Raw genomic sequence first — 21,661 nt, 5'->3', positions numbered from 1 at the left:
GCGTTGGCGCGAGCGTTTTTGTGGTCCAGGGGCCGATGGTGAGCGTCGATCGACGCACATTACCATCACATGAATGGCCCCCGGCCGACGGATGTCCGGGTTATCCCTGCGCGCGTACGTAGGTGCTGTTCTCGTGCAGAGAACCAGAAGGATTCACCTTGCCTAACAACAAGAAGCCCCAGGGCGGCCGAACCGGCCGCAACTTCGAGCCGCGCTACGGCGAGAAGAAGACCTCGTTCCACGACCGCCATGCCGGACGCCCCGAGGGCAGCCGAGGCGGACGATCGGATGCTGGTCCGCAGCGTTCTGCAGCAGGCCCCGACCGCAGCTTCGGCCGCAGCGCCGCCGGCAGCAAGAACTCGAGCCACCGCGGCTACCGCCCGGCCGAGGCTGAGTCTGGTGCGCCCAAGCGCCGCTGGACCGACCAGGAGCGTACCGGTCGCGATGACTCACGCGGCTTCTCCGGCCGTACCGATTCGGATCGCCGCGAGGCACCGCAGCGCCGCGACGAGCGTCCGCGCACCAACAGCGACCGTGGCGGCGACCGCCCGCGTTTCAACAGCGACCGCGGTGGCGAGCGTCCTCGCTACAACGATGACCGCCCGCGTCGTGACGCGTCGGCTGGCGCAGCGAGTGGTTCGCGCTACCAGGGTGATCGTCCCCGGTTCAATAACGACCGTGGCAATGATCGCCCTCGGTTCAACGACGACCGTGGCGGCGATCGTCCCCGCTACAACAACGATCGTGGTGGCGAGCGTCCGAGCTACAACAATGACCGTGGCGCTGAGCGTCCTCGGTACAACAACGACCGTGGCAATGACCGTCCTCGGTACAACAACGATCGTGGTGGCGAGCGTCCTCGGTACAACAATGACCGTGGCGCCGAGCGTCCGAGCTACAACGCTGACCGTGGCGCTGAGCGTCCTCGGTACAACAACGATCGTGGTGGCGAGCGTCCGAGCTACAACAATGACCGTGGCGCTGAGCGTCCTCGGTACAACAACGATCGCGGCAATGACCGTCCTCGTTTCAACAATGACCGTGGTGGCGAGCGTCCTCGTTACAACGACCGTGCGCCCGAGCGTCCGAGCTACAACGACCGCCCGCGCGGCAACAGCGATGACCGTCGCACCGAGCGCCCCCGTGTCAACGCGGAGCGCCCGAGCGACCGTCCGCGCACGAACGACCGTGAGCGCCCGAGCGACCGCCCGCGCACCAATGACCGTGAGCGCCCGAGCGACCGTCCGCGCACCAATGATCGTGAGCGGTCCAGCGACCGTCCGCGCACGAACGACCGTGAGCGCTCCAGCGACCGTCCGCGTAACAACGATCGGGACCGCCGCAGCGAGCAGCGCCCCGGCCGTGACAACTGGAACGCGTCGACAAGCTCCGGCTCCAACTCAGCGAAGTTCGCTCCGGGCGTCGACGTCGTGCACGAGCGCCTCGAGGCGAAGACCGTTGCCGCACCAGAGGTTGAAGGCGTCACGTTCGCTGACCTCGGCATCGGCTCGAACATCGTCGAGGTGCTGAAGGAGCTCGGTGCGTCTTCGCCGTTCGCTATCCAGGCGGCGACGATCCCGTCGATTCTCGAGGGTCGCGATGTGCTCGGCCGTGGCCGCACCGGATCCGGCAAGACCATCGCCTTCGGTGCACCGCTCGTCGAGCGAGTACTGAAGTCGCAGGCCGGCAAGCGTCGCGAGTTCGGCCGCAAGCCGCGCGCGATCATCCTGGCGCCGACGCGTGAGCTCGCGCTGCAGATCGACCGCACCATTCAGCCAATCGCCCGCAGTGTCGGTCTGTTCACCACACAGATCTACGGCGGTGTCCCGCAGGGCCGTCAGGTCGGCGCGCTGATGAAGGGTGTCGACATCGTGATCGGCACTCCAGGTCGCATCGAGGACCTGATCAAGCAGCGCAAGCTCGACCTGTCAGAGTGCATGATCGCTGTTCTCGACGAGGCAGATCACATGTGCGAGCTCGGCTTCGTCGAGCCGGTGCAGCGCATTCTTCGTCACACCGCAGAGGGCAGCCAGAAGTTGCTCTTCTCGGCGACGCTCGACCGTGAGGTCGCTGCGCTCGTTGACGAGTTCCTCGTGGATCCCGCCGTCTACGAGGTTTCTGGCGAAGACCAGGACTCCGGCACGATCGACCACCGCGTGCTCGTGATCGAGCACCGCGACAAGGCAGAGATCCTCACTTCGATGGTCGACCGTGCAGGCAAGACCCTGGTCTTCGCCCGCACCCGTGCATACGCGGAGACGCTGGCTGAGCAGTTCGACGACGCCGGTATCCCGGCGGCTGCGTTGCACGGTGACCTGAATCAGGCCAAGCGCACCCGCAACCTCGAGCGCATGACCTCGGGTCGCGTGCAGGTTCTCGTCGCCACCGACGTCGCCGCTCGCGGCATCCACGTCGATGACATCGACCTGGTGATCCAGGCAGATGCGCCGGACGAGTACAAGACCTACATGCACCGCTCGGGTCGCACCGGGCGTGCTGGTCGCTCGGGTCGGGTCGTCACACTCATCACGCGTCAGCGTGAGCGTCGTATGACGGACCTGCTGGCTCGTGCCGAGATCGACGCGCCATTCGAGTCTGCTCGCATCGGTGACGATGTGATCGAGGAGATCACCGGGCGCATGCCCACCAACGCGGAGATCACCGCGTAACAGCGTTCATAACTCCTCAGATTCCTGAGGAACAGGGCCCCGGAAGTGACTTCCGGGGCCCTTTCGCGTCTGCTCTGAGGAGCTACGAACAGCGCGACGCCGAAGAACATGCCAGCACGGAAGAATCTTCCAAATCTGAATGGCTAGCGGAACGTTCGTTCCAATCTGTCGGAGCGACACTCCCCGGTAACCCGCGCTTCTTAACTTCGTAATCATGCGGAGCGCGATCGAGCAGGGCAGGATCTCCGGATTCGTCGACGGTGCTCACGGAGTGAGTGACGTGCTCGAGAGCCTGCGCGCGGCGCTGCCGTCGCTATCTCTGCGCAGCCACCACGTTGCGGGTTTTATCCTGGCGCACCCCGAACAAGTCGTTGAGATGTCGGCCTCGCGTTTGGCATCCGAAACCGAGACCTCAGTGGGCACCGTGGTGCGGCTCTGCCACCTGATCGGGCTCCCAGGGATCCACGCGCTCAAGCTGCGGCTCGCCGCGCAGCTCGGCGTCGGGCGACTCGCCTCTCCGCTGCCGATGGACACCGCTGGCGCAGCCACATTCGCCCGGATCGTCGATGATCTGCGCCGCACGGCCAGCGTGCTCGACCACGGCGCCATCGAGCGGGTCACCGGCGCACTGCGCGACGCTCGCCGCGTGCTCATCATTGCCAGCGGCACGTCGCAGCCGCTGGCGATCGAGTTCGGAAACTGGTTGAGCTCCGCAGGCCGATCCGTCGCGTACCCGACCGACAACGGCACGCAGGAGGCGGTCGCCCAACAGCTGACCGACGGCGACGTTTGCTTCGCCATCAGCCACTCAGGCACCACGGCAGCGACCATCCACCCCGTGCGGATCGCCGCCGAGCACGGTGCCAAGACCGCAGCACTCACGAGCTACACGGGTGCCCCGCTCGCGCGTCTAGTCGACGCGGCCATCATCGCCGGAGCTGCCGGTGACGGCATCCGCAGCGAAGACATGGCCAGCCGCATGGTGCATCATGCCGCGCTGCAGGTGATCCGCTCGCTCCTCTCTTCTTCCTCCGTCACTCACCTCGTTCCACCTTCCCCAAGGAGCAATTGATGTCCAAGCGAATTCTCACCACCGCTGCCACGAGCGTGCTGCTGCTCGCCACGATCGCACTCACAGGTTGCGGTGCCAGCGCAGCCGGAGACGATACCGCGGAAGACGCCGCGGGGGGGATGCCTGAGAAGATCGTCATCTCGTCGATCCCCAGTGAGGACCAGACCGCGCTCGATGTGGAGAGCTCGGTGACGTTTAAGGTGCTCGAGCGGGAGCTGGGTATTCCTATCGAGTTCCACGCCGCGACCAGCTATGCCGCGACGATCGAGGCCCAGCGTGCCGACAAGGTGCAGATCGCCGGCTACGGACCGTTCTCCTACGTGCTCGCCGCGGACAGCGGAGTCGAGGTCGAGCTCATCGGAGCGGGGACCGCCGACCCGGACGCTGAGTCGGGTTACCACTCGGTCGCCAGCGTGGTCGCAGGTTCCGACATCACCTCACTGGAGGATGTTGCAGGAAAGCCGGTCTGCTTCGTGGATCCGGCATCCACCTCTGGCTACCTTTTTCCGTCGGCTGGTCTGCTCGAAGTCGGCATTGACCCCGAGACCGACATCACCCCGATTTTCGCAGGCGGACACGACGCTTCGGTGCTCGCTCTTATCGACGGGCAGTGCGACATCGCGTTCAGCACAGAGGGGATGGCCACCGAGCAGCTGATCGAGTCGGGTCAGATCACCAAGGGCCAGATCACCCAGGTCTGGGAGTCCGAGCTGATCACCCCGAGCCCGGTCACCGTGAGCTCCAGCCTGACTGCCGAGTTGCGCGAGCAGATCAAGTCGATCTATCTGGAGCAGCTCAACGTCGACGCACTCAAGGCCAGCGGTGACTGCGACGAGACAGCGGAAGACGGCTTCTGCGGCCTCGGCACCTGGGGCTACCTCGCGATCGATGACGCCGCCTACGACGGTGTGCGCAAGGTCTGCGAGATCACCAAGTCCGACGCCTGCGAGATCGCCAACCAGTAGTCAACCGGATTCCGAGCAGCACGAACCTAGCGGAGAGCAGACATGACGACGACGCACACGGGCCCGGCCATCCAGCTGAGCCAGGTCACCAAGCGGTTCAACGAGACCGTCCTCGGACTCGACAACGTCTCATTCAGCATCCCGAGAGGGCAACGCGTGGTGCTGCTCGGAAAATCCGGATCTGGAAAGTCCACGATGCTGCGGCATCTGAACCGCCTCCAGCAACCCACCTCAGGCACCATCGAGATCCACGGGCAGGACATCAACGCGGCGGGCAGGTTCGAGCTGCGCAGGATGCGTCGAGAGATCGGATTCATCTTTCAGAACTTCCACCTCGTGGGCAGCATTTCCGCACTGGAGAACGTGTGTACAGGGTTCCTCGGCGGACTCGTCGGCCCGAGATCTGGTCTGTGGATGTATCCGAAATCCCGGCGACGGATCGCGCTGGAACTTCTGGACCGAGTCGGTCTCGCCGATCGTGCCTTCCAGCGCACCGACACACTCTCGGGTGGTCAGCAGCAGCGGGTCGCGATTGCCCGAGCGCTGGCGCAGAGCCCCTCGATCCTCCTCGCGGATGAGCCCGTCGCATCGCTTGATCCTGACTCCAGCGCCGCCGTGCTCGACTTGCTCACTCGCATCAGCGAGGAAGACCATCTCACGGTGGTGTGCAGCCTGCACCAGGTCGAGTACGCGCTCGGTTTCGGCGAGCGCATCGTCGGGCTGAAGGAGGGCAAGGTCGTGCTCGATAAGACGACAGCCGGACTCAGTCGCGAAGAGGCGATGACGATCTACCGCGAGCCGATGAGCGCCGAAGGGTTGCCGACCACCGCCGAGATCACCCAGGCCACCCGCGCTCCCGCGACGTCCATCGCTCCGGCCTGATCATGAGCGTCATCCTCGAGCGCAGCTCCGCTGCTCACCGCGACCGACCGGTTCCGATGCCCGTCCAGCCCCGGATGTCCTGGAGCAGACGCGCTCTCATCGCGGTGCTGCTCGGCGTCCTCGCCCTGGCGATCTGGTCGACGATCGAACTGCGCATCAACATTGCGACCTTCGTTGACGGTTGGGGCAACGCCGTCGACTTCCTCAGCCGCACTGTGCCGTTGAAGTTTCCCGAACCGCTCGTCATCGTGACGATGATCGGACAGACTCTCGCTATCGTCGTCCTGGCCACCGTCGTCGGGTTCATCCTGAGTCTGCCGTTGGCACTGCTCGCGGCGAAGAACACCACGGTCAACCCCGCCGTGCGAGCGATTGTGCGCACCCTGATCGTGCTGAATCGCGCGATGCCCGACTTCATCATCGCGATCTTCTTCGTGCGCGTATTCGGGCTCGGTGCGCTCCCAGGCATCCTCGCCCTGGGTATCGGATCTGTCGGCTTCATGGCCAAGCTGTTCGCCGATGCCATCGAGGAGATTGATCCTGGACCCCGTGAAGCACTTCGCGCTGCGGGTGCCGGCACCTTCCAGCAGATCGTCGGCGGAGTGCTGCCGGGCCTGCGCCCCACGCTCGTCGCCACGACGCTGCACGCGTTCGACATCAACCTGCGCTCGTCGGTGATCCTCGGGTTCGTCGGTGTCGCCGGCATCGGCATGTACATCTCCGCAGCTTTGGAGACGATGAACTACCGACTGGGACTCGGGTTGACGGTCATCCTGCTCATCCTCTGCCTTCTCGCCGAACTCATCTCCGGCACCATTCGACGCACTCAGCTGGGCCACGAGTCCACCTCATCCGGAAACAAGTGGCTGGCGGTATTCCTCCCGCACCTCCCAGGGAAGGGTTGGCTGCGCGGAAGAACGGATGCTCGCAGCTCGGCCAGCCTCGCAGCTGAAGCGCGCATCTCACCGCCGTGGAACGGCGAGCGGGTCCGCCGCACGCTCTGGACTGCGGTGGCTGTCGCCGCCGTGATCGCCTCTGCCGCAGCATCCGGAATCTCCCTGAGCCAGATCGCCGGAGGAATGACCAAGGCGGTCGAGACGCTCGCTCTGTATTTCCCGCCCAGCGACGGCGGCATTCCGCTCAAGCTGCTGGATGCCATGGTCGAGACGGTGCAGATGGGCCTGGCCGGCACTCTCGTCGGACTCATCATCGCCATCCCGTTCGGGCTCCTGTCCGCGCGCACGATCGCACCGAACCAGACGGTGTCAGCGGTGTTCCGTGCGCTTGTCGTCACGATCCGTGCCATCCCGGGAATCATCGTCGGCATCTTCTTCGTGGTGATCACGGGGCTGGGCCCGACCGCAGGCGCCCTCGCGCTGGCGGTGGGAGCGATCGGATTCTTCAGCAAGGTGATCGCCGACTCACTGGAGGAGGTCGACGTGCGAGTACAGCACGCCATCCGCTCCTCTGGTGCGGGTGGCACCCAGGTGTTCTTCGCGGCCACGCTCCGCCAGGTGGCCCCGGCACTGTCGGCGCACACCCTCCATCAACTCGACAGCAACCTGCGTGCCGCCACAGGGCTCGGTGTGATCGGTGCCGGCGGCATCGGCTTCTACATGATGAATGCCTCTCGGGTGCTCGAGTACGGAGTCGTCACTACCTGTCTCATCCTCGTCGTGATCACCGTGCTGCTCTCCGAAGCACTCGCGGTGTGGGCTCGACGCGAAGTCCAATGACCCCGTTCCGCCCCGTACGCAGAAGAACAATGCGCGCAGCAGTCCAGTACGCGCAGAAGAAAGGCCGACCATGACAGACACGCTCACGAGGGCGCAGATCACATCTGAGCTCAATATGGCGGATGCCGCCGAGGTGATCACCCTCTCGCACGCCTGCCTCAAAGATGACGCGGAGGTCGTGGTCACTCGCCCGCCGATCGTCGGCACCGTCGTCACTCAGGTGCGCGAGCCGGTTGCCGAGCAGCGCTTCATCCTCGGCGACGTGATGGTCACACAGGCCGAGGTGCGGCGTCGCGGCGTCGACGGCTGGACGATGCGGATGGGTTCTGATCGCCTCGCCGCGCTCGCCGCCGCCATCTGCGCGACCGAATACCACGCTGACGGCCCCCGCAGCGCAGAGGTCGTCGCGCTCTGCGAACGCACCAAGGCGCGCCGCGTGGCCGAGCGTGCCGCCGAATGGGAACGTCTGGCCCCGTCCATCGTCGAGTTCGAGGAGATTCCGTGACCATCATCGACACCCCCGCACCCTCCGCCATCAACATCGCCAAGGCGAACTGGCAGCTGCTGCGCGAACTCACCCCGACGACCTCGCAGCGGGTGTTCCGCGCGATCATGGATGCCTTCGCGCGCCCAGGTACCGTCCACCGCATTCCCACAGATGAGCTGCCGGTCGGGCTGCCCGCCGCAGTCCTTCCGCTGCTCGCACTGGCCGACTTGATGACGCCGACGGGCGCGCTGCGCTCCATCGAGGCGGGTTCGGGCGCCGCGTCCGAGACAGATCTCGACGAGGCGACGGATGCCGTGGCCGCGATCGCTCGAGTCGTCGGTGCCAGCGTGGTTCCGGCATCCGCCGCCCGCTACGCTCTCGCGCTTGCCGAGTCGGCGCAACTGCGCGAGCTGTCGTCTGGTACGCACTGGTCGCCGGAGACGGCGGCGACACTCGTGCAGCGAGTCGGCGCGATCCGCGCCGGCGTCACTTCCGGCTGGCGCCTCACCGGTCCAGGCATCCCGCCGTACGCCCCTGTCGTGATCGCGGTCGACGGGCTCAGTGCGCAGTTCGTCGCTGCCCGCGCGGAGCTGGTCTCCGACTATCCCTCCGGCATCGACAGCATCCTCATCTGCGATGACGGGACTCTCATCGCCCTGTCGCGCACGACTCGAATCGAGCTGATCTGATGTATGCAGGAACGAACAAGGGCGGCACCGAGGCGATCATCGCGGCCGAGCGCCTTGTGCTCGAACGCCGTGCGCAGCTCGACTCCGGGCTGACCGCAGAGTCCGTGATCGCGAGCTTTCCGATGGCGATCGACCGCATCATGGGTGAGGGTGGACTCTGGGACCCGCCCACAGCAGCCGCGGCCTTCCTGCAGGGCAGTGGCGACATCTCCGAGGCCGTGCACCTGATCCGCGCGCATCGCTCGACGCTGCCTCGGCTCGCACACAGCGACCCGCTGCAGCCGCGCGAGATGAAGCTTCTCCGCCGGGTCGTCTCCACGCAGCGTCAACCAGACGGGCCGATCCTGCTCGGTGAGACCGTCGACTACACCGCTCGTATCCTGCACGACGGTCATGATCTGCCGCTGCCGATCGTGGAGCCCCTCGACGACACCCCGCTGCAGCATCCCGCCGACGAACCGTTCCGGCGCTTCCGGGACTACCTTGCAGACAAGGGTGTCCTCGTGGATCGCACGCTCGAATCCGACGAGGAGCCGTTCGACATCCAGATGGTCGCGGCTCAACTCCCGGCGGAGCGTTCTGCCGTGTTGTCTGCTTCCGCGCAGGCCGATACCGGCGCACTGATCAACATCTGGTACCAGTCGGTGCTCGGACCAGACGACTACGCGGCCGAACAGGTCACGCTCGGCGAAGTGCGCCACGGTCGACTGCCGCTGCGGGTCGCCGATCCGCACACCGGCGAGCTCGTGCAGGTCGGTGAGCTGCGCGCTTCCGAATGCGAGGCGGTGTCGCACCTCGGCGGGATTCGCGGTGAGGACCCCACGACATACGACGTCGGCTACGCGATGGCCTTCGGGCACAACGAGCGCAAGGTGATCGCCGCCGCGAGCCTTGATGTCTCGATCGTCCGTTACGCCGGTCTCGAAGCGGGCCGCCGACTCGAGCAGGTGATGCTCTTCACCACCGATGGGCTCGCCGCGAGTGGGTTCCTTGAACACCTGAAGCTGCCGCACTACGTCACCTTCCAGTCGGGTCTGGATGCCGCGTTGGCGGCACGCGCCGAGCAGGACGGTCAGCTCGAGCGACTCCTCACCGAAGACGGCCGCAGCGCCCATGCATCCGATTGCGACTGCGAGCACCACCAGGAAGGACACAGCTGATGACGATGCTGATCGACACTCAGACAGAGCACGAACACGGTGAGGATGCATCCGCCGACCTACTGACGGCGATGCTCCCTGGGGATCCACACGAGGGGCGACCCATCGTGATGGACGAGCAAGCCAAGCGGGAAGCCCGCCGAGCCGTCATCGCCGGCATCTGCGTGCCGGGATACATCGTGCCCTTCGGGTCGCGGGAGATGCCGGTCGCACGCGGCTGGGGCTCTGGCGGACTACAGGTCACACTCGCGATCGGCGGCAGTGACGACAACGTCAAGGTCATCGACCAGGGTGATGAAGAAGGCGTCAACGCCGTGAACCTGCGCCGGCTGATCGTCGGCACGCTCGGCAGCGCATCGACGGTCGACACCGACGAGTCGACCATCGTGCAGTCCCGGCACCGCGTGCCTGAGGAGCACATGGGCACCCATCAGACGCTCGTGCTGCAGGTGCCGCAATCAGAGCCTCTGCGCGCGGTGGAGAAGTCCGTCTTCGAGTGCAAACGACGTCATGCCGAAGCCGACTACGCCAAGATGTGGGTCGCGCTGTATGAACGTCTCGCGCTGACCGGCGTGATGGGTGCGGGGGCAGGTCACCCGGTGCTCGTGCACCACCGCCACCTGATGTCGCCGAGCCCGATCCCGCGCTGGGATGTGCCGCGACTGCACCAGAGCGAGCACCTGACGCTCCTCAGCCATGGCCGCGACAAGAAGATCTACGCGGTACCGCCATTCACCGATGTCGAACCATTGAGCTTCGATGACGTCCCCTTCGAGGTCGAGCACACCGAGGGTGTGCGCTGCGCGAAATGCGGCACCGAAGAGTCGTTCATGGTCGAGACGAAGACGAACGAGTTCATCTGCTCCGACGTGCAGTTCTGCCTCAAAGTGCGGGCAGGGGTCGCCGACCTCGAAGCACATGAGCGGATCATCCCCCGTCGCTACTACCCGGACCCCGCGATGCGCGTTCGGGCCAGAGCCGGAGTCGAAGTCAGCACTCCTATCGCACCCGCGAAGGGTGAGACGGCGCCGGGCAAGGACTGGTCGTTGAAGGTCGATGGTCTGGGGAAGGTCTTCTTCGGCAGTCGCGGCTCCAGCGAGGTCATCGCCGCCGAGGATGTCTCCTTCGACGTCGCGCCAGGTGAGGCGCTCGGCGTGATCGGGGAGTCGGGTTCGGGCAAGTCGACGGTGATGAAGTGCATCATCGGGGACGAGACGGATGCCACCGGTTCCGTGTACATCGGAGCGGTGGGGGATGGCACAGTCAACCTTCTCGGCCTCGACAGCTCTGCGCGGCGTCGCCTGCGCACGAACATCCTCGGGGTGGTGCATCAGGATCCGGCGATGGGCCTCGACCTGGGCATTTCTGCCGGCGGCAACATCGCCGACGCGCTGATTGCAGCGGGATGGCGTTCGTACCACGCGATCCGCAACAGGGCTGCTGAGCTGCTCACCCGCGTCGACGTTCCGCTCGAGCGCATGGATGACGTCGTCGGACAGTTCTCCGGCGGCATGCGCCAGCGCGTGCAGATCGCCAAGGCGCTTGCCACCGATCCGCAGGTGCTGCTGCTCGACGAGCCGACGACAGGCCTGGATGCCTCGGTGGCAGCCGGCGTCCTGGATCTGCTGCGGGAACTGCTCTCAGAGCGAGAACTCGCGGTGGTGGTCGTCAGCCACGACTTCGCCGTGATCCGCGCGCTCACCGACCGTGCCGTGGTGATGCGTCAGGGCCGGGTGATCGAGCAGGGGCTCACCGATCAGCTCCTCGCCGACCCGCACCACCCCTACACCCAGCAGCTCGTCGCTGCCGCGCACAGCTGAGAGGAATCATGAACATGACAGCCCAGAAGCCGATACTCGCCGTGCGGGAGTTGAGCAAGTCGTTCACCCTGCACGCGATCGATCGCACCGTCGATTCGCTCCGCTCCGTCACCTTCGATCTGATGCCGGGGGAACACCTTGCCCTCGCCGGTGCCAGCGGTGCGGGAAAGTCCAGCCTGCTGCGGTGCATCTACCGCAACTACCTCCCCGATTCCGGCACGGTCGTGCTGCACGACGGTGAGCGCGATATCGAGCTCACCTCACTCGGAGATCGGGAGATGGCCCGGTTGCGCGGGCGGGACTTCGGCTATGTGTCGCAGTTCCTCAACGCTCCGCCGAGGCAGGGTCCCCTGCGACTGGTGTCCACTGCAGCGCGGCGACGGGGTCTTGATGCGTCGGAGGCCAGGGACGCCGCGGCCGATTCTCTGCGCAAGCTCGGCATCGAAGAACGCCTGTGGGATGTCGATTGCAGTGTGCTCTCCGGCGGTGAGCGTCAGCGCGTGAACCTCGCCGCGGGAACCGTCAGCCCGCCGCGGCTGTTGCTGCTCGATGAGCCGGTATCCGCGCTGGACCCGGCCAATCGCGTGCTGGCGCTCGAGGTGATCGAGGAACTCCGTCACCGCGAAGTCAGTGTGCTGGCGGTCTATCACGATATGAACATCATCCGTCGGGTCGCGAACCGTGTGCTCTACATGGAGAACGGTGCGATCACGGCCGACGGTGGTGTCGACGAGGTTCTGAACGCCGGACATCGTGTACTGGAGGAGGTCTACGCATGAGTGGTGTCATCACAGAGGAGCTCGCCGATCGGACGGAGCACCGGCCGGCGACGCGGAGCACAGGATGGGTTCTCGGAGCGAATCCGGCGAGCTACGTGCTCGGCGACGTTCGAGTCGTGCTGCCGAACAGCGTCACCGCCACGGCGAGCGTGGTTGTCGAGGATGGCAGGATCGTCGAGGTCATCGAGGGGTCGGGTCTGCGTGCGGACGTCTCCGGTGCAGGGATGCTTCTGCTGCCCGGTCTGATCGATGTGCACAGCGACGCCCTCGAGAAGGAGCGTGTGCCGAGGCCGGCGGCTCCGTTGCCGTTGGATTTCGCGATGCGATCCTTCGACGCGAAGGTGGCGGCGGCGGGCATCACCACGATCTTTCACGGCGCGGGCTTTCACCGGAAAATCTCTGACGGGGTGAGTCGCGTTCCTTCAGCAGCGCTCGAGGTGTGTGAGGCGATCGATGCCTTTGTCAGCGACCGTGTCGATCACCGCGTTCTGCACCGCTTCGATGTGCGCGGTGAAGAAGGAGCAGCGCTCATCCGCGGGCGGATGGATGGCCTTCCCGCTGATTCCGAGCCGATCCTCCTGTCGCACGAGGATCACACGCCGGGGCAGGGTCAGTATGCGGATATCGAGCACTTCATCGACATGCTGGTCGCCGGCGGCGAGAACCGCGACGAAGTGGAACGCAACGTCACGGCGCGCATCGCGGAGGGTGAGCGCACCGCTCCGATCCGGGATCAGAACTTGGCGTGGGCAGGGGAGCAGGCAAGGCTCGGTGGGGTTCGGCTCATCGGACATGATCCTGACACCGCCGAGGCGATCGACGCACTCGTGGAGCGAGGCGGTGTCGTCGCGGAGTTCCCGACCACCATGGAGGCCGCGCGGCGGGCGCGAGAGCGGGGAATGGTGACGGTTGCCGGAGCTCCGAATGTGCTGCGGCGCGGCTCGCACTCGGGGAACATCGGCGCGGTCGAGCTCATCGCCGAAGGGCTGGTAGACGCGTTGGCATCGGACTATTTGCCCAGCAGCCTGCTCACCAGCGCGATTCTGCTGGCCAGAGACGGCGTGCTCGACCTGCCGGCGGCTGTCGCTCTGGTCAGTTCCGGCGCGGCAACCGCTGCCGGACTCACCGACCGTGGGGCCATCACGGCGGGTGCGCGGGCAGACTTCGTGCTCGTCGATGACCGTGGGCAGTGGCCGACCGTCGTGACGACTCTTACTGCCCCCAGAGGCATCCGGTGAGCGCGTGCTGCCGGACATCACTCTCCCAAATCGAAAGGCCCTCATGAAACGTCACCTTCTCCTCATCGGTCTCGACGGACTGCGCGTGGACCGCGCATTCGGAACGGGCCTTGCTCCCACTCTCGATGCGCTGGCGGCGCGCGGCATCATGCAACCGGCGACGGTTGAAGGGCCGACGATCTCGGGACCGAGCTGGGCCAGCATCCTCACGGCTGCGACGCATGAGGAGCACGGGGTGTTCGACAACTCCTTCACGGACAATCGCATGCGAGTGGACGGTGACATGCTCACACGTGCCTGGCGTGAGGACCCCGCAACGCGCACGATCGCCATCTCGAGCTGGCCGGGCATCGCCCACCCGAATGGTCCCGGCCCCATCATCGCGACCCGCACGGAGCAGATCGACGCGGGCCTTCACAAGAACATCGTGATCGATGGGGAAGATCACGACGACGACCCGGATGCTGAGGCCTGCCGTCAGGCGTTGATCGAGTTGGAAGATCGTACGCCCGATGTCGCCTTCATCTACTTCGTGCTGCCCGACCACGTCGGACATGCCTCGGGTGGGCTCTCCGCTGAGTACGACGATGCTGTGCGCACGACTGATGCGCGCGTCGCCCAGATTCTCGACGCCGTGGAGCGCCGCGTTGCCGAACATGCGGAGGAGTGGCTGATCGCGGTCACCACCGACCACGGACACACCGATGCGGGCGGCCACGGCGGCGACTCGGAGCTCGAGCGCCGCACGTTCCTTCTCGGCGCGTCTTTCGGAACTGAGGAATTGAACGTGCCGGCGGGGATCCGCCCGGCGGAGTTCTCGACGTTCCTGTTGAACGCCCGCTGAGGCTCAGCCCTCCGCGGTCGCCCCGCGGACGTGGAGGGCTGAACTGAGGTTCGTCCCGTTCAGGTCGAGGTAAAGCTGTCGCTCGGTGACCGTGAGAGTCACGGTGTTGCGGCGCTCGATCACCCGGACGGCGTCGTCGATGAAGCCGGCATCGAAGCTGAACACCTCGATAGCGTCGACGTTGTGGATGCGCTTGCCCGCCCACGGAGCGATCACCTTCGCCGGGTCGCGGTGGGTGTAGACGACGGTGCGCTCCGCGAGCCGACTGCCGTAGTGCATCCGTTCGGCATCTGGTGCACCCACTTCGATCCATGCAGTGATCTTGCCGGTGAGGTCGCGGGCGAGCACAGCTGGATCTTCGGTCGAGGAGAGGCCCTCGCTGAACGCGATCCCCTCGCCGTACTCGAGGCAGTAGGCAAGCAGCCGGGTGACCATATAGGCATCCGTCTCGGACGGATGCCGTGCGACGCGGAGCGTGAAGTCGTCGTAGGCGCCCCGATCCATGTCTGCCAGCTGCACTGTGAACGTGTGGATCATCGCGCCGATTGCCATAACTGTTGAGCCTACGCGTCGCAGCTGCGAGGTTTGGCCGAGCTGTCAGAACAGCATCGATGCCGGGGGAGTCGCAACCGGTTCCGGCGCAGATACCGGCCGCGTGAGCCGTCGTGCCGGATAGGTGTCATCGGAGTGCCTCGCCTCGAGTCCGTGCATGCGGATAAGCGGCCGGGCGCGTTTTGCCAGCCATTGCCGGTACGGCTTGGGCGCTTCGGAAGCGGCGCCAGGATAGAGGCCGCGGTATGAAGACATGAGTTCCGGATGCTCGCGCTCCAGCCATTGCATGAACCAGGGCTTGACTCCTGCGCGAAGGTGCAGAGCGCCATAGATGACGTGGTCGGCTCCGGTGTCCTTGATGCGTCGCAGTGCATGATCGATGGCCTCAACCGAGTCAGTCAAGTGCGGCAGGATCGGCATGAGGAAGACGCCGACTCGGAGACCGGCATCCGTCAGCGCGCGCACCGTGTCGAGTCTGGCCTGCGTCGATGGGGTTCCCGGTTCGATCGAATGCTGCAGTTCATCGTCGTACATCGCGATCGACATCGAGATGTCGACGGGGACGGATTTCGCGGCATCCACCAGCAGGGGAATGTCGCGGCGAATCAGCGTCCCCTTGGTGAGGATCGACATCGGTGTGCCTGAGTCAGCGAGCGCACGGATGATGTCGGGCATGAGCTTGTAACGCCCCTCTGCGCGCTGATAGGGGTCGGTGTTCGTGCCGAGCGCCACACTCTCGTGCTGCCAGCTGCCCCGTCGCAGCTCTTTCTGCAGCACTTCGGCGACATTCGTCTTCACGACGATCTGCGAATCGAAGTCGCCACCGCCGTCGAGGTCGAGATACTCATGCGTTCCGCGCGCGAAGCAGTTGTGACTGATCACGCCGTTCGCGATGAAGTCGCCGGTTCCCGTCGTGATGTCGACAAGATCTCGCGCTTCGCCAAGTGGCTCGACTGCGACGACTCGAAGGTCGGAGACTGTCTTGACCGCGCTTCCTTCGATGCCGAGTTTCCTCGTAATGACTGGTTGTGTGAGGTCGAAGACACCGTGGAAGATCATTCCATCGCCGCGGATCATTCCAGCAAGATAACCATGCCGGTAGGAGGCGTTGGTCAGATCGACGGGGATCTCGTTTACAGCACCGATCCCGAACCCCATGAGCCGGTTACTCGTCGTCAGGTGCGGCCGCTGGCCTTGCTCAGCGTCAGAAACGTGCTTCCATCCGCGATCGGTGAGGAACCGGTGATCGCCGCTCGCGACGAGTTCCGTCCCGTCTGCGAGTGTCACTCGATAGGCAGCCTTCTGCGTGCCCCATTTTGCAAGGATCGTGGTGCGCACGTATCGGCGGTAATCGCCTCGACGTTCTGTGCCGATGATCTCGTCACCGATCTGGAGATCATCGATCGGTCGCTGCCGTCCGTCGGCGCACAGCACCAGCGTGTCAGGGGAGACGCAATATACGCACGCATGACTGCATCCACGGTAGGGGTTGATCGTCCAGCTGAACGGCATCCGCGAACCGGCCGGAACCTTGTTCAGGGCGGAGCGCGCCAGCACCTCGTGGAAAGTCATGCCGGCGAACTCCGGCGTGGTCACCGATCGCACGATGCCGGTGCGATTCTCCATGCCGGGCAATGCCGCGGCATCCTCATCGTCGATCGTTTGTCCCTGCCATCGCATAGTCTCATTCGAACAAATACTCGATGTTAAGTCAAGGAGGGATGCGAGTTATGTTCGATCAGCGATTGGGGGGACAATGGAACCCATGAGTGACGCATTGCAACCCCAGCACGCGTCGCGCCGCCCCCGAGCATTGAGAATTGCTCTACCTATCGGTCTGGCAGTGACCGCACTCGGGGCTCTGTGGGCGATCGCGGACGCGCCGGGGCTTGTTGGCGCAGAGCTTCCTCCCATGCCTGTCGTGGCCGCGCAGCTCCCCGCGGTGGATGTCGCGGGCGTCGTGGCCGCAGATCCTTGCTCCGACCCCGTGGTGATCGATGCTCTCGCCGTAGGCGACGATGAGGCGGCCATCGCTGGGTTCGGTGGTGGTGCAGCCTTCCGGGATGCTGTGGTCATCGGCAACGCACCCTGCATCTCGCTCACGGATCCTGTGCGCCGATGGGTCATCGTGAACAAGACGCTCTCGCTGAACCCGATCGACTACGAGCCGACTCCGCTCGTAGGTGCGGCAATTGAAACGACCACGCGGTCGAATCAGCTCCGCGAAGACGCGTCATCAGCGCTCAACGAGATGGCTGCTGCGCTGAATGAGTCGGGTGCAGGCGTACTGGGTATGAACAACGGCTATCGCTCCTATCGCCTGCAGGTCGCGACGCATGCCGGACATGTGAGCTCCCGCGGGCAGGAGGGTGCAGATCAGGTCTCTGCACGTCCGGGCTTCAGTGAACACCAGACCGGACTCTCGATGGATGTCATCGCGTGTGGCAGCGGCTGTGGCGAGATTGGCGCCTTCGGCGGTACCAGCGAGTCAGGCTGGGTTGCGGAGCATGCGTGGGAGTACGGCTTCATCGTCCGCTACGAAGCTGGAGTGACAGGCACCACGGGGTATGTGCCGGAACCCTGGCACCTGCGTTACATCGGTCCGGCGCTCGCGTCGGCCTATCACGACAGCGGATGCCGTTCGCTGGAAGAGTTCTTCGGACTCCCGGCAGCGCCCGACTACGGGCACTGACCCTTCTTCTGTGGCATCCCACAAACGCGGCACGCAGTCTCACGTATGGTGGGATGCATTCTCACAAGGCACTGCCTCGGCATCCGCTCTCCGGCATAGACTCGCGGGAGCAATGACGCCACACACGTTCGGGAGGACGGCATGGAACGCGATATCTACGAAGAAGACCACGAGGCATTCCGAGACCTGGTGAAGGACTTCGTCAAGCGCCACGTCAGTAACGAGAGCATCGAGAAGTGGGATGCCGCGGGCGAGATCGACCGCGCGACCATGCTCGCCGCAGGCGAGGCCGGAATCATCGGACTCTCGGTTCCTGAGGAGTTCGGCGGCGCCGGCATGCTCCAGGACTACCGATTCCGCACCATCGTGAATGAAGAGGTCATTGGCGCCGGGGCCGGCTCGCTCGCTGGTGCCTTCGGTATCCAGGACGACCTCGCGATTCCTTACCTCGTGCACATGGGCACGCAGGCGCAGAAGGAGAAGTGGCTGCCGCGGATGGCAACCGGTGAGATCCTCGGTGCTCTTGCGATGTCCGAGCCCGGTGCGGGCAGTGACCTGCGCGGCATCAAGACCACGGCGAAGAAGACTGACGGCGGCTACATCGTCAACGGTGCGAAGACCTTCATCTCCTCGGGTAAGACTGCCGACATCGTCGTGACATTCGTGAAGACCGGTGAGGGCAACCGCCCCGACGCGTTCAGCCTGCTCATCCTTGAGAACGGCATGGAGGGCTTCGATCACGGCAAGAAGCTCAACAAGATGGGCTCGCACGGTCACGACACCGCCGAGCTGTCGTTCAGCGACGTCTTCGTTCCGGAGGAGAACCTCATCAGCGGCAAGGAGGGCCAGGGCTTCCTGCAGCTGATGATGAACCTTCCGCTTGAGCGGCTGTCGATCGGCATCGCCGCGGCATCCGCCTCGCAGGCAGCCTTTGCCTGGACCGTCGCGTACACGAAGGACCGCGAGGCCTTCGGCGAACGGATCATCGACTTCCAGAACACCCGCTTCAAGCTGGCCGATGTCGCGACAACTGTCGACGTCATGTGGGCATACCTCGACCGCGCACTGCTCGCCTACAAAGACAAGAAGCTCACCGGCGAAGAAGCAGCGAAGATCAAGTTCTGGACCACCGAGCGCGAGTGGGAGATCCTCGACACGTGCGTGCAGCTGCACGGCGGTTACGGGTACATCACCGAGTACCCCATCGCTCGTGCCTTCCTCGACGCCCGCGTGCACCGTATCTACGGCGGCACGAACGAGATCATGCGCGACATCGTCTCGCGCCAGATCGCCGGCAAGCGCTGACGTTCTCGCACCGCGCGTGTGCGCGCGCGAGCAGCCGTTGAAAGAATGAAAACCCGCCTCCCGAACGCCGGGAAGGCGGGTTTTTTTCCGCCTATGTCTGGGGACGCTCGATCAGGCGTTGCGCATGACTGGGCGCTCCCCGTCTATTCGCGGGTGGTTAGGGGAGGAGGAAGATCGCGGCGGATGCTGCGATGAAAAGAGCGATGAAGACCACGTCGCGGATGCGGAAGGGCACCAGATACCGCTCGGTGCGAGTGACGTAGGCGCCGAAGGCCCTGGCATCCATCGCCAGCGCGACGCGCTCGGCATGCCGGATCGCACCGGCGAGCAGCGGCACGATGTAGCCCCAGCCGCGTGCGATTCGTGAGAACGGGCCGCGCCCGCCATGGTGTCCGCGCACACGATGTGCCGCGCGGATCACTGCGAGTTCATGCCCGAAGCGCGGCACGAAGCGGTACGCGGCCAGCGCCGTATATCCGATCCGGTACGGCACGCGTAGTTGCTGGATGCTCGCGCGCACGAGGTCGGGCCCGGTCGTTGTGAGACCGCCGATCAGCGCAAGCGAGAGGATCGCGGCTAGGCGAAGTGCCGTCGCGAAGCCGACCTGCAGTGCACCGGTGAAGAGAGTCCACCCGCCGATCTGCAGGAACGGGGCGGTGTCGTCGACGCCTGAGGCATCCACCCACAGCGAGAAACCGAACCCGATCGCGGCGACGCCGATGGGGACGGCGAGAAACAGCAGCGCGGCGGAGCGCGGCGTGATGTGTGCGCCGATCAGGATGATGACGTACGCGAACGCGATGAAGTAGGCCGGGGTGGTGAGATCGCGCACGAAGATCAGCATCAGCATCGCTGGCGCGACCGCGGCGACTTTCGATAGCGGGTTGAGGTGGTGCAGGAACCGCCAGGCGGGAGTCGGTACCGCCACCTCGTATGGATCGATGGTCGTCGTCGGCGCCGTCGTGGCGGTCATCGCGCCGCCTCGGTGAGGACGCCGCGGAGTGCGGGGGTGAGCGCGCGGTGCAACGCAGGCAGACGAAGACCGGCGGACTCGAACAGTCCCTCGGTGGCGAAAAGATCCGCCGTGAGACCTGCGGCGTGCACGCGCCCGTCGGAGAGGATGACGGTGTGCGTCGTGTGATCGGCGACCAGCTGCAGGTCATGGGTGACGATGATGATTGTCGTGCCCTCGCTCTGCAGATCGCCCAGCAGGTGCAGTAGTTCGCCGGCGCGGGCGCGGTCTTGTCCGAACGTCGGTTCATCGAGTGCGAGCACCCGTGGGTGCGTGATCAGCGCCGTGCCGACCGAGAGTCGGCGCTTCTCGCCACCGGAGAGCAGGAACGGATGCACATCGGCCTTTTCCTGCAGACCGAACCGGGTGAGCATCTCGTCCACGCGCTCGCGGATCTCGAGCTCAGGCGTGTGTCTCAGCCTCAGTCCGTGTGCGAGTTCGTCGAACACGGTGTGCGCGACGAACTGGTGCTCCGGGTTCTGAAACACGAAGCCGATGCGCGCGGCGAGGTCGCGTGGAGAGGCCTTGCCGGGGTCGAGATCATCGATCATTACCTGGTGCTTCGGCGGCGGCACGACTCCGGCCAGGGACTGGATGAGGGTGGTCTTTCCTGCACCGTTCGCGCCGACGACCGCAGTGAACGAGCCGGCCTCGATGTCGAGGTCGATGCCGTGCAGAATCTCCTGTCCCCCGCGCTTCACGGTGAGGCCGCGGGCCCGCACGAGGGGGCGGTCCTCGCCCGATGGTCGGCCCGATGGCTGGCCCGACGGCTGGCCCGAAGGTTGGTACGGGTGCAGGGTCGATGCACGGATGTCGGGCGATTCCTCGGCGTGTCGCCCTGCAGGTGTGCTTCGGCCCTGCATCTGTGCCGTGCCGCGCCGCGGCTCCACGTCGCGCATCGCCTCGGCGAGCTCCTCCGGCGTCAGCGGCAGCAGCACATCCTCTGGCAGGATGCCTCGCTCGCGCAGCATCCGTCCGGCCAATGTCGCAGCAGGCAGCCACACGCCCATCTCCACGAGCTCCTCGGTGTGTCCACGCAGCACCTCTGCGACCGGACCATCGAAGGCGAGACGGCCCTGCTGATCGAGTACGAGGGCGCGCGTCGCGAAGCGCATCGCGGCATCCAGATTGTGCTCGACCAGCACGATGGCATGATCGCCGCCGGCGACCAGGTCACTGAGCGCCTCATACACGTCGTCGATGCCCTGCGGATCGAGGTTTGCGGTGGGCTCGTCGAGCACGATCAGCGGCGATCCCATCGCGAGCGCACAGGCGATCGCGAGCCGTTGCCGTCCGCCGCCGGAGAGCCGGTCGGGGTTCCAGCTGCGGCGATCCCACAGCCCGATCTGGCGCAGAGCCTGCTCGGTGCGGGCCAGCACTTGATCAACCGGAAGCAGCAGGTTCTCCAGAGCGAAGGCCACCTCGTCGAGCACGGTGCCGGTGACCAGCTGCGCGTCTGGATCCTGGAAGACCATCGCCACATCGGTACTCAACTCGGCGACTGGTGTGGTGATGGTGCTGCGACCGCGTACCTCGACGCTGCCCTCGATGTCGGCGGGAACCGATTGGGGGAGCAGGCCGTTGAGGGCGAGGGTCAGGGTCGATTTGCCCGATCCGCTCGGTCCGAGCACAAGGACGACCTCGCCAGGATGCACGTCGAAGCTGATGCCCTGTGGTGACGGGCGCGCAGCGCCAGCGTGGGTGAGGGAAAGATCACGCACGCGAAGCAGGGGCGCGGATGGGCGCACGGCGGATTCCC

General features: G+C 65.3%; 18 protein-coding genes. 14 read left to right on the top strand and 4 right to left on the bottom strand.

The window, feature by feature from the left end; translation table 11 throughout:
* Window positions 1-158 precede the first annotated feature (158 nt).
* The 12 genes from AC1C2O_RS10405 to AC1C2O_RS10350 all read left to right on the top strand — a co-directional run bounded on the left by AC1C2O_RS10405 (window position 159) and on the right by AC1C2O_RS10350 (window position 14,341).
* Window positions 159-2,669 carry a DEAD/DEAH box helicase gene (locus tag AC1C2O_RS10405; protein WP_495430358.1) on the top strand — a complete coding sequence of 837 codons (2,511 nt, stop codon included), beginning with the start codon at window positions 159-161 and terminating at the stop codon, window positions 2,667-2,669.
* A 214-nt stretch (window positions 2,670-2,883) separates the two neighbouring features.
* Window positions 2,884-3,741, top strand: a complete 858-nt coding sequence (locus tag AC1C2O_RS10400; RefSeq protein WP_495430357.1) for a MurR/RpiR family transcriptional regulator — start codon at window positions 2,884-2,886, stop codon at window positions 3,739-3,741.
* Window positions 3,741-4,706, top strand: coding sequence for a phosphate/phosphite/phosphonate ABC transporter substrate-binding protein (locus AC1C2O_RS10395; RefSeq protein ID WP_495430356.1), 966 nt, complete (start codon window positions 3,741-3,743; stop codon window positions 4,704-4,706). Before AC1C2O_RS10400 ends, AC1C2O_RS10395 begins: the two co-directional genes overlap by 1 nt.
* A gap of 42 nt (window positions 4,707-4,748) precedes the next feature.
* On the top strand, window positions 4,749-5,588 hold the full coding sequence (gene phnC / locus AC1C2O_RS10390; protein ID WP_495430355.1) for a phosphonate ABC transporter ATP-binding protein: 840 nt from the start codon (window positions 4,749-4,751) through the stop codon (window positions 5,586-5,588).
* Between the two features lie 2 nt (window positions 5,589-5,590).
* The gene (phnE, locus tag AC1C2O_RS10385) at window positions 5,591-7,324 is read left to right on the top strand and encodes a phosphonate ABC transporter, permease protein PhnE (RefSeq protein WP_495430354.1); all 1,734 of its coding nucleotides are present in this window, start codon (window positions 5,591-5,593) and stop codon (window positions 7,322-7,324) included.
* A gap of 70 nt (window positions 7,325-7,394) precedes the next feature.
* Window positions 7,395-7,829 (top strand): phosphonate C-P lyase system protein PhnG, encoded by a 435-nt coding sequence (locus tag AC1C2O_RS10380; RefSeq protein WP_495430353.1) that lies wholly within the window; start codon window positions 7,395-7,397, stop codon window positions 7,827-7,829.
* Entirely contained in the window at window positions 7,826-8,500 is a 675-nt protein-coding gene (gene phnH, locus AC1C2O_RS10375) for a phosphonate C-P lyase system protein PhnH (protein ID WP_495430352.1), read from the top strand. Before AC1C2O_RS10380 ends, phnH begins: the two co-directional genes overlap by 4 nt.
* Window positions 8,500-9,660 carry a carbon-phosphorus lyase complex subunit PhnI gene (locus AC1C2O_RS10370; RefSeq protein WP_495430351.1) on the top strand — a complete coding sequence of 387 codons (1,161 nt, stop codon included), beginning with the start codon at window positions 8,500-8,502 and terminating at the stop codon, window positions 9,658-9,660. The genes phnH and AC1C2O_RS10370 overlap by 1 nt, the downstream gene beginning before the upstream one ends.
* Window positions 9,660-11,480, top strand: coding sequence for an alpha-D-ribose 1-methylphosphonate 5-phosphate C-P-lyase PhnJ (locus AC1C2O_RS10365; protein ID WP_495430350.1), 1,821 nt, complete (start codon window positions 9,660-9,662; stop codon window positions 11,478-11,480). Before AC1C2O_RS10370 ends, AC1C2O_RS10365 begins: the two co-directional genes overlap by 1 nt.
* A gap of 8 nt (window positions 11,481-11,488) precedes the next feature.
* Window positions 11,489-12,259, top strand: coding sequence for an ATP-binding cassette domain-containing protein (locus AC1C2O_RS10360; RefSeq protein ID WP_495430349.1), 771 nt, complete (start codon window positions 11,489-11,491; stop codon window positions 12,257-12,259).
* On the top strand, window positions 12,256-13,497 hold the full coding sequence (locus AC1C2O_RS10355; protein ID WP_495430348.1) for an alpha-D-ribose 1-methylphosphonate 5-triphosphate diphosphatase: 1,242 nt from the start codon (window positions 12,256-12,258) through the stop codon (window positions 13,495-13,497). The genes AC1C2O_RS10360 and AC1C2O_RS10355 overlap by 4 nt, the downstream gene beginning before the upstream one ends.
* 43 nt (window positions 13,498-13,540) lie before the next feature.
* Window positions 13,541-14,341, top strand: a complete 801-nt coding sequence (locus tag AC1C2O_RS10350; protein WP_495430347.1) for an alkaline phosphatase family protein — start codon at window positions 13,541-13,543, stop codon at window positions 14,339-14,341.
* Window positions 14,342-14,344: 3 nt separating this feature from the next.
* Here AC1C2O_RS10350 and AC1C2O_RS10345 read toward each other — a convergent pair whose 3' ends face one another.
* Window positions 14,345-14,893, bottom strand: a complete 549-nt coding sequence (locus AC1C2O_RS10345) for a YaeQ family protein (protein ID WP_495430346.1) — start codon at window positions 14,891-14,893, stop codon at window positions 14,345-14,347.
* A gap of 45 nt (window positions 14,894-14,938) precedes the next feature.
* Window positions 14,939-16,573 (bottom strand): Rv2578c family radical SAM protein, encoded by a 1,635-nt coding sequence (locus AC1C2O_RS10340; RefSeq protein ID WP_495430345.1) that lies wholly within the window; start codon window positions 16,571-16,573, stop codon window positions 14,939-14,941.
* An 85-nt stretch (window positions 16,574-16,658) separates the two neighbouring features.
* Here AC1C2O_RS10340 and AC1C2O_RS10335 point away from each other — a divergent pair, with 85 nt between their 5' ends.
* Window positions 16,659-17,585, top strand: a complete 927-nt coding sequence (locus AC1C2O_RS10335; RefSeq protein WP_495430344.1) for a M15 family metallopeptidase — start codon at window positions 16,659-16,661, stop codon at window positions 17,583-17,585.
* A 141-nt stretch (window positions 17,586-17,726) separates the two neighbouring features.
* Window positions 17,727-18,890, top strand: coding sequence for an acyl-CoA dehydrogenase family protein (locus AC1C2O_RS10330; protein WP_495430343.1), 1,164 nt, complete (start codon window positions 17,727-17,729; stop codon window positions 18,888-18,890).
* A 157-nt stretch (window positions 18,891-19,047) separates the two neighbouring features.
* On the opposite strand, the gene AC1C2O_RS10325 is transcribed toward AC1C2O_RS10330, so the two are convergent.
* Together AC1C2O_RS10325 and AC1C2O_RS10320 are read right to left on the bottom strand one after the other, a co-directional pair.
* Entirely contained in the window at window positions 19,048-19,863 is an 816-nt protein-coding gene (locus AC1C2O_RS10325) for an energy-coupling factor transporter transmembrane component T (RefSeq protein WP_495430342.1), read from the bottom strand.
* On the bottom strand, window positions 19,860-21,623 hold the full coding sequence (locus AC1C2O_RS10320) for an ABC transporter ATP-binding protein (RefSeq protein WP_495430341.1): 1,764 nt from the start codon (window positions 21,621-21,623) through the stop codon (window positions 19,860-19,862). The genes AC1C2O_RS10325 and AC1C2O_RS10320 overlap by 4 nt, the downstream gene beginning before the upstream one ends.
* Window positions 21,624-21,661: the final 38 nt, after the last annotated feature.

This window comes from Microbacterium sp. Y355, from assembly GCF_059445345.1.
The sequence above is the reverse complement of the archived record's forward strand: the minus strand, read 5'-3'. Positions and strand labels throughout refer to the sequence as shown.

Excerpts from the sequence above, each read along its gene's own strand:
- AC1C2O_RS10380 (WP_495430353.1), top strand. The coding sequence starts at position 7,395 with ATGACAGACACGCTCACGAGGGCGCAGATCACATCTGAGCTCAATATG.
- AC1C2O_RS10325 (WP_495430342.1), bottom strand. The coding sequence starts at position 19,863 with ATGACCGCCACGACGGCGCCGACGACGACCATCGATCCATACGAGGTG.
- AC1C2O_RS10355 (WP_495430348.1), top strand. The coding sequence starts at position 12,256 with ATGAGTGGTGTCATCACAGAGGAGCTCGCCGATCGGACGGAGCACCGG.
- AC1C2O_RS10365 (WP_495430350.1), top strand. The coding sequence starts at position 9,660 with ATGACGATGCTGATCGACACTCAGACAGAGCACGAACACGGTGAGGAT.
- AC1C2O_RS10330 (WP_495430343.1), top strand. The coding sequence starts at position 17,727 with ATGGAACGCGATATCTACGAAGAAGACCACGAGGCATTCCGAGACCTG.
- AC1C2O_RS10400 (WP_495430357.1), top strand. The coding sequence starts at position 2,884 with ATGCGGAGCGCGATCGAGCAGGGCAGGATCTCCGGATTCGTCGACGGT.
- AC1C2O_RS10395 (WP_495430356.1), top strand. The coding sequence starts at position 3,741 with ATGTCCAAGCGAATTCTCACCACCGCTGCCACGAGCGTGCTGCTGCTC.
- phnC (WP_495430355.1), top strand. The coding sequence starts at position 4,749 with ATGACGACGACGCACACGGGCCCGGCCATCCAGCTGAGCCAGGTCACC.
- AC1C2O_RS10370 (WP_495430351.1), top strand. The coding sequence starts at position 8,500 with ATGTATGCAGGAACGAACAAGGGCGGCACCGAGGCGATCATCGCGGCC.
- AC1C2O_RS10345 (WP_495430346.1), bottom strand. The coding sequence starts at position 14,893 with ATGGCAATCGGCGCGATGATCCACACGTTCACAGTGCAGCTGGCAGAC.
- AC1C2O_RS10360 (WP_495430349.1), top strand. The coding sequence starts at position 11,489 with ATGAACATGACAGCCCAGAAGCCGATACTCGCCGTGCGGGAGTTGAGC.
- phnE (WP_495430354.1), top strand. The coding sequence starts at position 5,591 with ATGAGCGTCATCCTCGAGCGCAGCTCCGCTGCTCACCGCGACCGACCG.
- AC1C2O_RS10340 (WP_495430345.1), bottom strand. The coding sequence starts at position 16,573 with ATGCGATGGCAGGGACAAACGATCGACGATGAGGATGCCGCGGCATTG.
- AC1C2O_RS10350 (WP_495430347.1), top strand. The coding sequence starts at position 13,541 with ATGAAACGTCACCTTCTCCTCATCGGTCTCGACGGACTGCGCGTGGAC.
- AC1C2O_RS10335 (WP_495430344.1), top strand. The coding sequence starts at position 16,659 with ATGAGTGACGCATTGCAACCCCAGCACGCGTCGCGCCGCCCCCGAGCA.